We start from the raw sequence: 14850 nt of genomic DNA, 5'->3' as shown, positions 1-14850 counted from the left end.
GGCCGGACCAGCTAGACGCGCTCGAACTTCCAGGTGACGCTGGACGCGTCGGCCTTGACGACGGTGACGGGGACGGAGATGTCCTTGCCGTCGCCGTCCCGCCCCGTGCAGGTCACCTCGGTGCCGGCCACGGCCTTCAGGTCCGGGCACGTCAGACCGGAGGTCTCGCCGCCGATCCAGGGCAGCGGGCTGTACTTCGACTCGGTGCGGCCGGCGACGATGTTCCCGCTGAGCGCCTTCTGCCCGTCCACGGTCACGGTGTTGAACCTGTCGAGGCCCGTCGTGGACTCCGTACCGCTGAACGCGTAGGTGAGGGCGCCGCCGCCGACGGCCACGGCCGCCACGGCGGCTCCGGCGACGAGGAGAGGTTTGCGTTCCATGAGGTGCTCCCGGTGGAGAGAAGGGGTGAGGTGGCGACACCCAACCTCTCCCGGCGACGGGGGCACCCGCCTCGGCCGAACGGCCAGGCTTCCCCTCCCACCGGACACGCCTCCTCGGCCGTACGGCTGATACGGCGAAGCCCGCCGCTGCCTACTGTGATCCGCGTGAACCTCGTGCTCGACACCAAGGAACCCCCGGCCGGCGCCCCCGGCCGGCCGACGCGCCCCGCCAGAGCCGGCTGTGTACGCGTGGGCGGCATCGTGGCCCTGTGCCTGGCCTGCGCGTCCGACTTCCCCCTCCTGGCAGCGAACGGCGTCACCTATCTGTGGCTGCACCTGCTCTCCCTGGCCGTGGGCCTCGCGGCCCTGCTGTGGCCCGTACACCGCCGGCCGGACTGGCTGACCCCGCAGGTCCGCGCCGGTGTACCGGCTCTCGCCGCCCTGGCGAACGTGGTGATCCTCGTCCTGGTCCGGGAAATGGGTGGTTTCGGCCTGGGGCAGGCGGCCCTGCTGCTGTGTCTGCTGGTCGTCGCCGTCCGCGCCTGCTCGCCCGGCTGGGCGCTGGCCTGCGGGCTCCTCGACGGTCTCGCACTGGTCCTGCTTCCGCTGCCCTACCTCGCCCTCGATCCGGACGACGGCGGCAGCATCGGCGCCGTCATGGTCCTGATGCTCCTCGGCGGGGTCGCGGCCGGCGTCGCCGCCTATCTGCGCACCCTGGACAACCGGCGCAACCAGATCGTCACCGAGACCCGCCGGGCCGAACGCCTCGCGATGGCCGCCGACCTGCACGACTTCGTCGCCCACCACGTCACCGGGATCCTGGTGCAGACCCAGGTCGCCCGGATGATGGCCGCCACCGAACCGGGGCGAGGCGAGACGGGGGTCCCCCCGGACGACGTCCGGGGGAGGCTCGACCCCGTCCTCGCGGGCATCGAGCGCGCCGCGACCGAGGCGCTGGCCTCGATGCGCCGCACGGTCGGCGTGCTGCGGGACCACGAGGAGGGGCCCGGGACCGGCGACCGGCGGCCGGTCGGCGATCTGGCGGGCGTCGACGAACTGGTCAGAGGCTTCGACGGCGTCGGCGGTGTCGACGGACGCTCCGCCGTGCTGCGCCACGACCCCTCCGTCCCCGCCGACCTGCCGCACGAGGTGCAGGCCGCCGCCTTCCGCGTGGTGCAGGAGGCCCTGACGAACGTCCGCCGGCACGCCGCCGACGCCACCGAGGTCACCGTCGACCTCCTCCACGGGCGCGCAGGACTGGAGGTCCTGGTCCGCGACGACGGGCGCGGCGGCGCCCGGCTGCCGGAGGCGGCCCGGGGCGGCGGCTTCGGGCTGGTCGGCCTCACGGAACGGGTCACCGCGCTCGGCGGCAGTGTCCGGGCCCGGCCCCGCGAGGACGGCCCCGGCTGGGAGGTCCGCGCCGTGCTCCCGACCGCCCCCCGGAGCCGCCCCCTGAGCTGAACCTCCCGGCCCGGCTGCCCGTATCTCCTCTCGGGGATGGCGGGAGACCGCGTGCACGGAAGGAGAACAGCGTGTCGAAACCGCCCGAACCGGGCCGGACGGCGAAGCGTCCCACGATCGAGCCGACCTACGTCATGCGCCGGCGCAGGACCGAGGCCCTGGCCGAGCTGCTGCGTGAGTTCGAGCAGTACAAGGGCGCGGGTTCAGAGCCGGACGCCCCCGAGGACGAGTACGAGACCGTCGCCGTACCCCCCGCTGCGGCATCGGTCCCGACACCGCCGCCCCCGCCGTCGGCACCGCCCCCGCCGGCCGCGCCCGCACCGGAACCGGGGCCCGCCCCCGAGCGGATCCTGCCCCGGACGGAGTACGAGACCGAGGAACTCCCCCCGGTCATGGTCGGCGAGGACTTCGGCTCCGACACGGTCCCGCGCGACGAACCCGGACACCGCCGCCGGCAGCGCCGCCGGCCGGCCCCCGGCGACGGAGCCGGCCTCAAGCGCGCCGCTGTGATCGTCGGTATCGGTGCGGCGGCCCTGCTGGGCTTCGGTGCCGCCCTGCTGCTGCCCGGCGGCGACGCGGAGAAGGAGGCGCGCGCCGTCACCCCGACCGCGACCCCGTCCGCCCCCGCGTCCTCGGCGCCCGCCCCGGACGACGGCGCCGACCCGGACGGCCCCGGCACCCTCCGCGAGGGCGACCGCGGCCCCGAGGTCTCCGAACTCCAGCAACGGCTGCTCCGTATCCCGAACGTGTACGACAACGGCTCCACCTCGGGCGAGTACGACCTCGTGCTGCGGGACGCGGTGGCGCGCTTCCAGCTCTGGTACGGCATCCGGGGCGACGAGACGGGTGTCTACGGCAACGACACCCGCAAGGACCTCGAATCCCGCACCACTCTCTAGGCGCACGACGGGCCACGGACCCGGTGTGTCACGGGAACAGCCGGGTTGTTGCCCCGCCCTGAACGGACCATCCTGTCCCTATGGTGACGAAGGCGTCCGGCGCGTCGCGGGCTGCCACGGCCGGTGAGGCGATGGCGGTGGTCGACGCGTGCGGCCTCGTCGCCGGGTGGAGCGAGGGCGCCCGGCGCCTCACCGGGTACACCTCCGAGGAGGTGACCGGGAGGCCCGCGGCCGACCTGGTCGACGGGGAGCCGGCGGCGGTCTGGCGCACGCTGCTGACGTACGGCGACGCGGTGGTGGACCTGCGCTACCGGGACGGGCGACGGCAGAGGGTCGCGATGCGGATCTGCCCGGTGCGGGGCGGGGACGGCGAGCGGCGGCGGTTCGTCGTCCAGGCGACACCCGACCGGACCGAGCGGGGCCTCGGCGAGCTGGCTTTCAACCAGGCGTCGATGTCCATGTCGGTCTTCGACACCGGGCAGCGCTATCTGCGGATGAACGACTGGGCGTGCCAGGTCATGGGGCAGCCCGAGGAGGAGTTCCGGCACCAGTACTTCCCCGACACCGTGGAGGACGCCGAGCACAGCCGGGGCTTCCTGCGCCATCTGGAGATCGTGGTGGAGACCGGACGACCGGTCCGTTACGAGAGCTGGACCCGTTCGCCCTCCGGTCGCCGCATGCACGCCTGGACCTCCGAGATGTGGCCGCTGCGGGACCCCTCGGGAGCGCTGATCGGCACCGCGCTCGCCGCGTTCGACAGCAGCGAGCAGTTCGCCGCCCGCCAGCGCCTCGCCCTGCTGAACGAGGCCGCCGGGTCCATCGGCACCAGGCTTGACGTCGTGCAGACCGCCCGGGAACTCGCCGAACTCGTCGTCCCCCGGCTCGCCGACTTCGCCAGCGTCGACCTCCTGGAGTCCGTCCTCCAGGGCGAGGAACCCGAGATGGGCCCCGTGGCCGGCGGGGTGCGGCTGCACCGGACGGCCCACCACTCCGCCACGCCCGGTGTACCGGAGGCGGCCATCGCCCTGGGCGCCGCCGACGTCTACCCGCCCTCCTCACCACCCGCCCGGGCCCTGCTCACCGGCGAGCCCGTGCTCACCCGCACCGGCGACGACTCCCTCGACTCCTGGTTCGCCCGGCACGGCGCCCGCTCCGCCAAACTCCAGGAGGCCGCGGACCACGACCTGTCCCTGATGGCCGTACCGCTGGTCGCGCGCGGCACGACCCTCGGGGTCGCCGTCCTCGTCCGGATCCTGACGCCCGAGCACCCCGACGCCTTCGACCAGGACGACATGTCGCTCGCCGAGGAGCTCTCCAGCCGGGCGGCCGTCTGCGTCGACAACGCCCGCCGCTACACCAGGGAACGCACGACCGCGCTGGCGTTGCAGCGCAGCCTGCTGCCGAAGACGGTCGCCGGACAGGCGGCCGTCGAGTTCGCCTCCCGTTATCTGCCGGCGCTGTCGCAGGCCGGGGTGGGCGGCGACTGGTTCGACGTGATCCCGCTGTCCGGGACCCGGGTGGCACTCGTCGTCGGCGACGTCGTGGGCCACGGCATCCACGCCTCCGTCACCATGGGCCGGCTGCGCACGGCCGTCTGGGCGCTCGCCGACGTCGACCTGCCGCCCGACGAACTCCTCACCCACCTGGACGACCTGGTGGAGCACCTCGCGGCCGGCGACGGCACGGGGGACGGGGAGATCGGCGCGACCTGTCTGTACGCGGTCTACGACCCGGTGGACCGCAGCTGCATGATCGCCTCCGCCGGGCACGTGCCGCCCGTCGTGGTGCGGCCCGACGGCAGCGTCCAGGTCGTCGAGGTGGCGGCCGGGCCGATGCTCGGCGTCGGGGGCCTGCCGTTCGAGGCCAGGGAGCTGGAGCTGCCCGAGGGCTCGGTCCTCGCCCTGTACACCGACGGCCTGGTCGAGGCCCGGGACCGTGACGTCGACACCGGTACGGCCGCCCTGTGCGCCGCGCTGGAAGGGCCGGTGGACAGTCTGGAGCGCGCCTGCGACAGCGTGCTGAAGGCACTGCTGCCCGAGACCCCGGCCGACGACGTGGCCCTGCTGCTCGCCCGCACCCGCGCCCTCGACGCGGAACAGGTCGCCGTCTGGAACCTCACCGACGATCCGGCGCTGGTCGCCAACGCGCGCAAGCTCGCCACCGACCAGCTCACCCGCTGGGGCCTGGAGGAGGCCGCCTTCGTCACCGAACTCGTGGTCAGCGAACTCGTCACCAACGCCATCCGCTACGGCGGCGCCCCCATCCAGCTGCGCCTGATCCGTGACCGCACCCTCATCTGCGAGGTCTCCGACGCCAGCAGCACCTCACCCCATCTGCGCCGGGCCCGCCAGTTCGACGAGGGGGGCCGCGGGCTGCTCCTGGTCGCCCAGCTCACCGACCGCTGGGGCAGCCGGCCGAGCGGCGCGGGCAAGACCATCTGGGCCGAGCAGGCCCTGCCTCCGGTCCTGTGAACGGCTGTCGGGGGCGGCGCACGCCACCCCCGACAGCCGCTCCCGACGGGCGGTTACTTCTTCCGCAGGCGCACCGACACCCCGTGCGCGGTGAAGACCTGCTCCGCCGTCCAGCCCTCGACGGCCACGGAGACCTCCGCGAACCGGCCCTGCAGGGACCGGGCCGCGACGACCGCGACCGTGCTGCCGGAACGCGGCGCCTGCTCGGCGTCGAAGCGGACGACCAGCTTGCTGCCCCGCTCCAGGACCGCCCGCCCGTCCACCACGAGGGCGGCGTCGGTGCCCCGGTCCAGCGTCACGTCGAGGACACCGGCCTGCGCGTAGCCGCCGCGCACCCGGACGGTGTGGTCGCCGGTGGCCAGGGTGCCGCCCTTCACCCGGACGTCACCGCGGCCGAACGCCTCCTTCGAGCCGGCCGCGAGGACACCGGCCTCCACGACGGTGCCGCCGGTGTACCGGTTGGCGCCGGCCAGCGTGAGCGTGCCGCTGCCCTTCTTGACGAGCCCGCCGCAGCCGTCGATGTCGTTGCGCCAGGTGTCGGCCGCGGCGAGACCGCCGAGCGCGGCGTCCAGCGTGACGGTGACGTCCGCGTCGAAGGAGCCGTAACCGTCCGCCGCCGCGAACAGGTTGAGCCGGCCCCACTGCTCCCAGCCGTCCAGCAGCACATAGCCCGACGGCAGCGCGGTCGTGCGCAGCACCTCGCGCCGCTGCGCCGCGTCGAGGTACGGCAGCCGCGTCTCCAGCAGGACCTCGGCGCCCTTGGGCACGGTCAGGTCCTCGGAACGCCCGCGCCGGGTCAGCACGTACGTCAGCTTCGGCTCCACCAGCCGCGCGTTGGCGGCGCGGTCGGCGTACGCGTCGTCGGCGTCGGAGTGCGCGTACGTGAACAGCGTGTCGGCCGTCGTGCCCGTCTTCGCCTGGAAGTACTCGGCGGCCTGCTTGCGCGCGGCGGCCTTGAGCGCCGCGTTCTTCGGGTCGGCGAGCGCGGCGGCGGCCAGCGCGGTGGCCATGACCCGGCCGCCGAGGACGTCGACGGTGGAGTGCATGCCCGACATGATCCGGGTGTGGCTCAGCTCGAAGGCACGGGTCACGATCTCCTGGAACCGCTCCGGCACCGCGTACGCGAACGCCAGCGCCGCCAGGTGGAAGGCGTTGGTGTGGCCGCTCGGGAAACCGCCGTCCTCGGCCGCGATCTCGCCGCGCTGGCGCAGCAGCTGCCGCACGACGACGACGTCGGAGTCGTAGACCGGGAACCCGAGCTCGTCCTTCTCACCGGTGTCGACGACCTCGCTGTCCTCGTTCATCCGCCACGGGCGCGGGTACTGGAACGTGAACTTGGCGGGGTTGCCGGAGGCGAACGGGCCGCGGACGGTGTCGACCAGCTTGGCGACCTGGCCGAGGTCGGAGTCGTACGAGCCGGCGCCCAGCGCGGAGCCGGCGGGCGCGTCGGCGGGCACGGCGTCGTTGATCTTCGTCGCCGGTATGCCGTCCGGGGCGGCGGTGATCGAGGTGACCGCCTTGGCGCCCGAGCGGTACAGCTCCGCCAGCGGGCCGAGCGCGCCGATCATCGCGTAGCTCTGGTGCTGCCGGTCGTAGACGAAGGCCTCGCGGGCCTGGGCCTCGGTGCGGCGGTTGGTCAGGCGCGCGCAGTAGCGCATGTTGGCGCGCAGGATCTCCGGCAGCAGCGGGGTGCCGGTGTTCCAGGCGTCGCCGGTCTTCCAGATCTCGGCGAAGCCGCCGAGCGCCCGGACCACGGCGTTGGTCTCGGGGGTCCGGTTCGCCGTGATGTTGGTGGTGTAGTCGTCGACGAACGCGGCGAACGCGGTGGCGGCCTTGGCCTCGGGGGCCTGCCAGAGGTTCGCGAGGGTCGGAGCGGCGATCAGGCCGGCCGACACGCCGAGGGAGTTCCTGAGGAAGACGCGGCGGTTGAGCGTGTGGTGCCCGGCAGATGACGGCATGGAGCGCCGCTCCTTTCGCGGTGGGATGGTCGTGCGGGCTGAGCGTGGGGTTGACGCATGACCGGTCGTTGTCCGGTCGGCGACCGGACGGTGATCAGCGGGTGACCGGTCGGAGGAGAGTACGTGAGAGTGCCAACGCCCCTTCGACCGGCGGCACTTGGAGCACATGCGGTCGCGCGGACGGTACAGCGTCGAGGAGCGCTTCGGCGAATGCGGAGTACAGGGCGGGCCGGGAGACGATCGTCCCGCCGGCCACCACCACGTCGTCGACGGGGACCTGACGGGCGGCGAGCCGTGCCACGAGCGAGGCGAGGGCGCGGCCCCCTTCGTCGATCACCCGGCGGGCGAGGAGGGAGCCCTCCTCGGCGGCGTCGAACACCTCGGGGGCGTGCCGGCCCCAGTCGGCGGACATGGAGGTGGCGGCCTCCAGCGCCCCGCCGAGAGCCGGCACCTCGCTCACCCCGAAGGAGGCGACGAGCCGGCCGGCGAGCGCGTCGGGTGCCTCGCCCCGGTCGTGCGCGGCCCAGACGGCGCGGCACGCCTCCCGGACCAGACCGGCGGCGCCGCCCTCGTCGCCGAGAACCGCGCCCCAGCCGCCGACCTGCACGGACGTACCGTCGGCGGACCGGCCGACGGCCACCGAACCGGTGCCCGCGACCAGCCCCACCCCCCGGTCGAAACCGGCGGCGGGGGCCAGCAGTTCGGCGTCGCCCACCACCAGGCACGGCACCTGAAGCCGTTCCTGGAGGGCGAGACGTATCCCCTCGCACTGCCGGGGCGTCTCACAGGCATGGGCGCCGACGGCCACGGCGGAGGCAGGGGTGTGCGCGGGCAGCACCTCCTCGACCAGCGTGGCCAGCCATGCGGTCGCGGCCGCCGGGTCGTGCGGCCGCCAGCCACGGCTGGTGCGGATGTGGTCGGCCACCGGCTCCGTCCCCGTGACAGCACGGAGATGGGTCTTGGTGCCGCCCACGTCGATACCGACCGCGACGGGCCTCGAGTCCGGCACGTGACGCCTCTTTCGTCGTTGCGTTGCGTTGGGCGCAGCGACGGCCGGGCGAAACCGTGCATGGACACACAGGGTCTGTGGGGGGTGCTCGTGAAGCCCCGGGACGGGCCTCTGGCGATGCGGTAGGCGAGTACCGCTTGACTTCGTTAGGAAATTAACTAACGAATAAGAGTGCGTCAAGGGTTACGACGCCGGACACCGCACGACCGTGCGGCCGCATGATCGCGGTACGACTGGGGAGAGCATGCAACTGAGCGAGAGCGCCCGCGCTGTCTTCGCCGTACTGGCCGCGTCGAGCACCGCCACCCGCCCGCAACTGGCCACCGGGGCCCGCCTTTCCAAGCCGACCGTCTCCACCGCCGTGGCCGAGCTGGAGGCGGCCGGTCTGGCCGCCCGCTCGGGCACCCTCAACGGCGGAACCGGCAGGTCGGCGGCCGTATACGACCTGGGTCCCGCCGCCGGCGCGGTCCTCGCCGTCGACCTCGGCCCGAGCGTCACCCGGGTCCGGGTCTGCGCCCTGGACGGCACCCTGCTGGCCGAGGGCACCGGGCTGCGCGCGGAGACCGTCGACGTGGTCGCCGACGCGCTCTCCGGGCTGTCGCCCGGGGCGCCGCTGCGCGCCATCGTCGTCGCCGTGGGCGATGTCACCGTCCAGAGCCGGGAGGGCACGGCCGTCCGCCCCGCCACCGCCAAGGCGGGGCCCATCTTCGACGCCCTGACCGTGACCCTCCCGCCCGGCGTCCCCGTGCACGTCGAGAACAACGTGAACTGCGCCGCCCTCGCCGAGCTGCACGAAGGCGCGGCCCGGGGCCGGGACACCTTCGGCTATCTGCGCATCGGTGTCGGCATCGGTCTCGGTGTCGTCATCGGCGGCCAGGTGCTGCGCGGCGCGAACGGCGCCGCCGGTGAGGTGGCCCGGCTGCCCTACCCGTGGGACGCCGACCGCGAACCCCGCCACGAGGGCCTGGAGGCCCACATAGGAGCGGGTTCCCTGCTGCGCCGGGCGGCGGACGCCTGGCAGGGCGCGGACGGCGCCTGCCCCGACACCGTCGACGGGCTGTTCGCACTGGCCGAGGAGGGGCACGCCACGGCGTGCGCCGTCGTCGGCCGGCACGCCGCCGACGTGGGCAGACTCGCCGCGGCGGCCACCGCCGTCCTGGACCCCGGCCTGATCGTGCTGGGCGGTGCCGTGGGCTCCAAGCCCCGGCTGCTGCCCGGCGTACGGGCCGAACTGGCCCGGCTGAGCTGGCCCACCGAGGTCGTGAGCAGCGCGCTCGGCGACAGCGGCACCGTCGTGGGGGCCAGTCGGCTGGCCGTGGCCCGGGGAATCCAAACCGTGACCGGAGGCGCGGGGGTGAAGCATTGACGGACTCCACCGGCATCTGCCAATGTCCGGACAAGCGCTTTCTAAGTCGGCCGGGACGCCGGCTTGGGGCGAGCGTCCCGCCTGTACTGAAGTACGGCAACCGCACGAGGGCGTGCCCGTGCGGTGACGGCCTGAACGGCCGGGGATACCGCCCCGCGTGGACGACGCGGCCGGGCGAGGCCGCGCCCCCCGGAAAGCAGCCTTCCTGCAAAATGCACCCGTGCCGCCTCGGTCGGCGCCGTGCTCCGTCCCCTACCGAAAAAAAGGGATCGAAGATGACCACTGTGGGTGTGCGGCGCTCCCGCCGACTCGGCCGCGGCGGTGTGCGCCGCCTGGTTCCCCTCGCTGCCGGTGTCTCGGCGGCCGCCCTGCTGCTCTCCGCCTGCGGAGGAGGGGATTCCGACTCGGGCGGTACCTCCAAGTCGCTGACGTTCTGGATCTCCACGGTTCCGGGGCAGGACGCGGGCTGGAAGAAGATGGTGGCGCAGTACGAGAAGGAGACGGGCGTCAAGGTCAAGCTCGTCAACATCCCCTACGACGGCTACGCGACGAAGCTGCGCAACTCCGCGCAGGCGAACTCGCTGCCCGACGTGGCGGCCGTGCCGGCGCTCGACCCGATCTGGTCGAACAAGCTGATCGACCTCAGCGACATCGCCAACAACAAGACGAACAAGATCAACGCCAACTTCGTCGCCAAGGACTCCTCCGGGAAGGTGCTGTCCATCCCCTCGGACGTCACCGCGTCCGGCATGTTCATCAACAAGTCGCTGTTCGAGAAGGCCGGCGTCGACTACCCGACCTCGCCCGACAAGACCTGGTCCTGGGACGAGTTCATCAAGGCGGCGAACGAGGTCCGGGAGAAGACCAAGGCCAAGTACTCCCTGACCTTCGACCAGTCGCCGTCCCGGCTGCGCGCCATGGTCTACGAGATGGGCGGCAAGTACGTCCACGCCGACGACGCCGGCAAGTTCTCGGTGGACGCGGCGACCAAGAAGGCCGTGAAGACCTTCGTCGGCTGGAACGACGACAAGACCATGCCGAAGTCGGTGTGGACCAGCGGCGCCGACCCGTCGGCCATGTTCCAGAGCGGTGACGTCGTCGCCTACTGGTCCGGTGTGTGGCAGGTCGCCGCCTACTCGGAGAGCATCACCAAGTTCGAGTGGGCGAGCGTCCCGACCCCCGCCCAGCCGGTGCAGGCCAGTGACGTCAACAGCGGCGGCATGACGGTCGGCTTCAACAACAACGCCGACGCGGCCGCCGCCGCGAAGAAGTTCCTGTCCTGGCTGTACGAGCCCGACCACTACAAGACCCTGTGCGAGACGTCGGGCTTCCTGCCGGTCGAGAGCGGTCTGAACCCGAAGTACCCCTTCAAGTCCGAGGCGGCGCAGGCGGCGTTCAAGCTCTACAACGAGTCCATCCCGCTGTACGACCCCATCTCCGGCTACTTCAACAGCGCGCAGACGAACTGGGTGCTGAAGGGCAAGAGCCTCGCCGACGACCCGACCAAGGCGGAGCTCGGCAAGGCGATCAACGGCGAGCAGTCGTCCGACAAGGCCCTGCAGAACATCGTCGACGGCTACAACCAGCAGGTCGGCGGCTGATCACGGATTGGCAGTCCCGGGCGGCGGAGTCCCGACCCCGCCGCCCGGGCCCGCGGATCCCACCCATGTGATGCCGGGCCCATGGCCTGAGCCTCCAGGAACCCATTCCACCAGCACGGAGTCAGCAAGATGACCAAACGCGCCCCGGACGCTTCGGACGTGTCCGTGAGCCCGCCCAGGAGACGAAGCAAGTACACCCTCGCACCGCTCGTCCTCATCTCCGGCAACGTCGTGCTCTTCGCGCTGTTCTTCGTCTGGCCGGCGGTGATCGGGCTCGTCTACTCCTTCACGAACTACACGGGCGTGGGGGCGTTCCAGTTCGTCGGACTGGACAACTACCAGAAGCTGCTCGGGGATTCGACCTTCTACGCCGCGACGACCCGCACGCTGCTGTACACGGTGCTCTTCGTCCCGCTGAACTTCGTGCTCTCGCTGCTCATCGCCAACGTGCTGGTGAGCAAGCACGCCAAGGGCGCGTCGGTCGCCCGCATCTTCTTCTTCATCCCGTGGCTGCTGTCGCCCATCATCGTGGGTGTCCTGTGGCGCTGGCTGTTCGGTGAGAACTTCGGACTGGTCAACTACTTCATCGAGAAGGTCGGCGGAAGCGCCGTCCCCTGGCAGTCGAACGCGGACCTGTCACTGCTCGTGGTCGTGGTCGCGGCGGCCTGGGCCTGGACGGGCTTCTCCATGCTGCTGTTCATCGCGGCGATCAAGAACGTCCCGACGTCGTACTACGAGGCGGCCGCGCTCGACGGCGCCGGCCCATGGCGCCAGTTCTTCAGCATCACCCTGCCGAGCATCGCCCCCACGTCCTTCATCGTCATCCTGCTCAACACGATCCACGCGATGAAGGAATACGCGGTGTTCGCCTCCCTCAACAACGGTGGCCCCGGAACGTCGAACAACCTGCTGGTCCAGTACATCTACCAGACGGGCTTCAAGTCAGGCCAGATCGGCTACGCGAGCGCCGCGTCGTTCGTGCTCATGCTCATCCTGATGGCCGTCGCGCTCATCCAGATGATGGTCAACCGGCGGGTGGAGAACCGATGACAACCACAGACATGCCACGCAAGGTCGACGCCGGGCCCGGACGACCCGTCCGAATGAAGCGGTCCCGCGGCTCGGCCACCGGTGGGCTTCGGCGCGCGATCGCCCCGACGACACTGCTGTGGATCCTCGCGGCCCTCTACGGGGTGCCGGTGCTGTGGTTCGTCCTCAGCTCCTTCAAACCGGCGGGAGACCTGTTCTCCCTCCCCCTGACGGTGTTCCCCGACAACCCGACCGTGTCGGGCTACAAGGAGGCGTGGGCGAGCGCCAACTTCTCCGAGTACTTCATCAACACGACCATCGTGTGTGTGATCGCGACGATCCTCACGGTGGGAGTCAGCTGCTGCACCGGGTACGCGCTGGCCAAGTACGACAACAAGTGGCTCAAGGCGTTCTTCCTCTGCATCCTGGCCACCACGATGCTGCCGGCCGAGGTCATGCTCGCCCCGCTGTTCCTGGTCGTCCGCGACCTCGGCTTCTACAACTCGCTCTCCGGCATCATCCTCCCGGCCCTGCTCACCGCGACCGGCTGCTTCATGTTCCGCCAGTTCTTCCTGACGGTCCCCGACGAACTCATCGAGGCCGCCCGCATCGACGGCGCGAAAGAGCTGTCGATCTTCCTGCGGATCATGGTGCCGCTCTCCCGGCCCATCATGCTGACGCTCGCCATCCTGTCGTTCCAGTGGCGGTGGAACGACTACATCTGGCCGCTGCTGATGCTGAACGACCCCGAGAAGTTCACCGTGCAGATCGGCATCCAGAGCCTCGTCGGCGCGCAGAACATCAACTGGTCGGTGCTGCTCGGCGGTTCGGTCATCTCCATGGTTCCGCTGATCGTCGTCTTCCTGGTCTTCCAGAAGTACGTCATGAACGCCGACATCAACGCCGGACTGAAGGACTGACCTTGCCTTCCCCGCTCGACCACGAGTTCGTCCGGTCGGCGGCCCGCGCCGCCGACCGGACGGCCGGCCCGCTCGCCGCCGACCCCGACGGTGAACCCGCCGGTGTGCCGCACCGTGGTCTGGCGCGGCGGGTGAAGACACTGGTCGCGGCCTACCGTTCCCCGGCCTCGGCCCTGCACGGCAGCGAGCGGGCCGTCGCCGCCGCGCTGACTCACCTGCGTGCCCTGCGGGCCGTGCAGACGGCCTCCGGCCTCTTCGCCGGCAGCGACAACGTGCAGTCGCCGCCGGACTCCGCCTTCACCGTCAACGACGTGTGCGACGCGCACGTCCTCGCCGCCGGCGGGGGACGGGAACTGCGTGAGGTCACGGCCGTGCTCGCCGACATCGCGGGCGCCGCCTCCGGCAGCCTCCTGACCGGCGGAGTGCACACCCCGAACCACCGCTGGGAGCTGAGCGCGGCGCTGGCCCGGCTGCACCGGTCGTTCCCCGACGACCGGCTGCTCGACCGGGTCGAGCAGTGGCTCGCCGAGGGCGTCGACATCGACGCGGACGGCCTGTACTCGGAACGCAGCGCCGTCTACGCCTCGATCGTCACCAACCCGGCGCTGCTGTTGCTGGCCGAGGTGCTCGGGCGTACCGACCTGCTGGACGCCGTCGAACGCAACCTCGCCACGACCCTGGACCTGATCAGGCCGGACGGCATGGTGGAGACCGTCCACTCGCGCCGCCAGGACCAGAAGCTTTCGTTCGCGCTGTGGCCCTACCTGCCGCACTACCGGCTGCTCGCGATCCGTACCGGCCGGGGCGACTTCGCCCGCGCGGCCCGCCTGGCGGCCGCCGACGGCATCAAGGACCCCGACCTGCTCGCCCAGACCCTCCTCACCCCGGATCTGTGCCGCGCCCTGCCGGCCCCGGACGCGGAGAAGCTCCCGCGCGACCGGTACCTCCGCACCGCACGCCTCGCCGCACATGTCTCGGCCACCGCGCACACCGTGGTGTACGGCGGCTCCGACGTGCCCGAGCACCGGCGCATCCGCTCGGGCCTCGCCTGCAACCCCACCTTCCTGCGCCTGTTCGCCGGTGCCGCCGTCCTCGACGCGGTCCGCCTCTCACGGGTGTTCTTCGACCTGGGCCCGTTCCGTGCCGCCGACATGGAACAGCTCGCCGACAACCGGTACCGGCTCACCCAAACCCTCACAACCGCCTACTACCAGCCGCTCCCGAAGGACCGGAGGCGCGACGACGGCGCCTACCGCCTGGTGGACGAGGGCCGCTTCTCTGCGGCGATGGCCTTCCCCGACCGCCCCCAGGACGAGGTCTCCCACACGACCCGAGTCGAGGTCGCCCTGCGGGAGGACGGGGCTGACCTGCGGATCGACATCAGCGGTCCATCGGTGCCCTGGGCCCTCGAACTGACCTTCCGCCCGGGCGGCGAGCCGCAGGGCGCCGTACCGCTCGGCGACGGAAGCTGGTGCCTGACGACCGAGCCGTTGACCTACCGCGTCGGCGACGACGAGATCCGGGTCGAGGCCGATGTCGAGGCAGGAGAACCGCTCGCCGGGCCGGACCGGAGCGACATACTTCGGTACGACCCGGGCCAGGACCACACCGTGGTGGGCGGCACCGACGCGACGACCGGGAACCGCGTCTACCTAGGTGGGATCGGCCCACAGACACTGACCGTCGCACTGCGTGCCCGCCGGCCCGCACCCGCCGTGTGACCCCGACGAACCACTCCATGGCCACCCCAGGCATG

11 protein-coding genes are annotated in these 14850 nt (G+C 71.9%); 8 read left to right on the top strand and 3 right to left on the bottom strand.

The genetic code is table 11. From position 1 onward, the window contains the following. Positions 1 to 11: 11 nt before the first annotated feature. Complete coding sequence (locus HW837_RS14450) at positions 12 to 380, bottom strand: hypothetical protein (protein ID WP_045560139.1); 369 nt, start codon at positions 378 to 380, stop codon at positions 12 to 14. Positions 381 to 545: 165 nt separating this feature from the next. On the opposite strand from HW837_RS14450, the gene HW837_RS14445 reads away from it, so the two are divergent. The 3 genes from HW837_RS14445 to HW837_RS14435 all read left to right on the top strand — a co-directional run bounded on the left by HW837_RS14445 (position 546) and on the right by HW837_RS14435 (position 5211). Beyond that, on the top strand, positions 546 to 1841 hold the full coding sequence (locus HW837_RS14445) for a sensor histidine kinase (protein WP_045560258.1): 1296 nt from the start codon (positions 546 to 548) through the stop codon (positions 1839 to 1841). Positions 1842 to 1912: 71 nt separating this feature from the next. Then, a complete protein-coding gene (locus tag HW837_RS14440; protein ID WP_193379608.1) occupies positions 1913 to 2740 on the top strand; it encodes a peptidoglycan-binding domain-containing protein in 828 nt (275 codons plus the stop codon). A gap of 80 nt (positions 2741 to 2820) precedes the next feature. Beyond that, positions 2821 to 5211, top strand: a complete 2391-nt coding sequence (locus tag HW837_RS14435) for a SpoIIE family protein phosphatase (RefSeq protein WP_045560141.1) — start codon at positions 2821 to 2823, stop codon at positions 5209 to 5211. 53 nt (positions 5212 to 5264) lie between these two features. On the opposite strand, the gene HW837_RS14430 is transcribed toward HW837_RS14435, so the two are convergent. Together HW837_RS14430 and HW837_RS14425 are read right to left on the bottom strand one after the other, a co-directional pair. After that, positions 5265 to 7169, bottom strand: a complete 1905-nt coding sequence (locus HW837_RS14430) for a phosphatase PAP2 family protein (protein ID WP_193379609.1) — start codon at positions 7167 to 7169, stop codon at positions 5265 to 5267. A gap of 94 nt (positions 7170 to 7263) precedes the next feature. Continuing rightward, positions 7264 to 8178, bottom strand: a complete 915-nt coding sequence (locus HW837_RS14425) for a BadF/BadG/BcrA/BcrD ATPase family protein (RefSeq protein WP_045560143.1) — start codon at positions 8176 to 8178, stop codon at positions 7264 to 7266. A 244-nt stretch (positions 8179 to 8422) separates the two neighbouring features. Between HW837_RS14425 and HW837_RS14420 the strand changes: the two genes are divergently transcribed. The 5 genes from HW837_RS14420 (at position 8423) to HW837_RS14400 (ending at position 14815) form a co-directional block, all read left to right on the top strand. Then, positions 8423 to 9544 carry an ROK family protein gene (locus HW837_RS14420; RefSeq protein WP_045560144.1) on the top strand — a complete coding sequence of 374 codons (1122 nt, stop codon included), beginning with the start codon at positions 8423 to 8425 and terminating at the stop codon, positions 9542 to 9544. Positions 9545 to 9819: 275 nt separating this feature from the next. Continuing rightward, complete coding sequence (locus HW837_RS14415; protein ID WP_045560145.1) at positions 9820 to 11145, top strand: ABC transporter substrate-binding protein; 1326 nt, start codon at positions 9820 to 9822, stop codon at positions 11143 to 11145. Between the two features lie 129 nt (positions 11146 to 11274). Then, positions 11275 to 12195 carry a carbohydrate ABC transporter permease gene (locus tag HW837_RS14410; RefSeq protein WP_045560146.1) on the top strand — a complete coding sequence of 307 codons (921 nt, stop codon included), beginning with the start codon at positions 11275 to 11277 and terminating at the stop codon, positions 12193 to 12195. Continuing rightward, positions 12192 to 13094, top strand: a complete 903-nt coding sequence (locus HW837_RS14405) for a carbohydrate ABC transporter permease (protein WP_045560147.1) — start codon at positions 12192 to 12194, stop codon at positions 13092 to 13094. Before HW837_RS14410 ends, HW837_RS14405 begins: the two co-directional genes overlap by 4 nt. A 2-nt stretch (positions 13095 to 13096) precedes the next feature. Beyond that, complete coding sequence (locus HW837_RS14400) at positions 13097 to 14815, top strand: hypothetical protein (RefSeq protein ID WP_193379610.1); 1719 nt, start codon at positions 13097 to 13099, stop codon at positions 14813 to 14815. Positions 14816 to 14850 lie beyond the last annotated feature (35 nt).

Origin of the sequence: Streptomyces caniscabiei, from assembly GCF_014930365.1 — a bacterium.
Taxonomy (GTDB): domain Bacteria; phylum Actinomycetota; class Actinomycetes; order Streptomycetales; family Streptomycetaceae; genus Streptomyces; species Streptomyces caniscabiei.
This window is presented reverse-complemented; position numbering and strand designations above follow the sequence as displayed.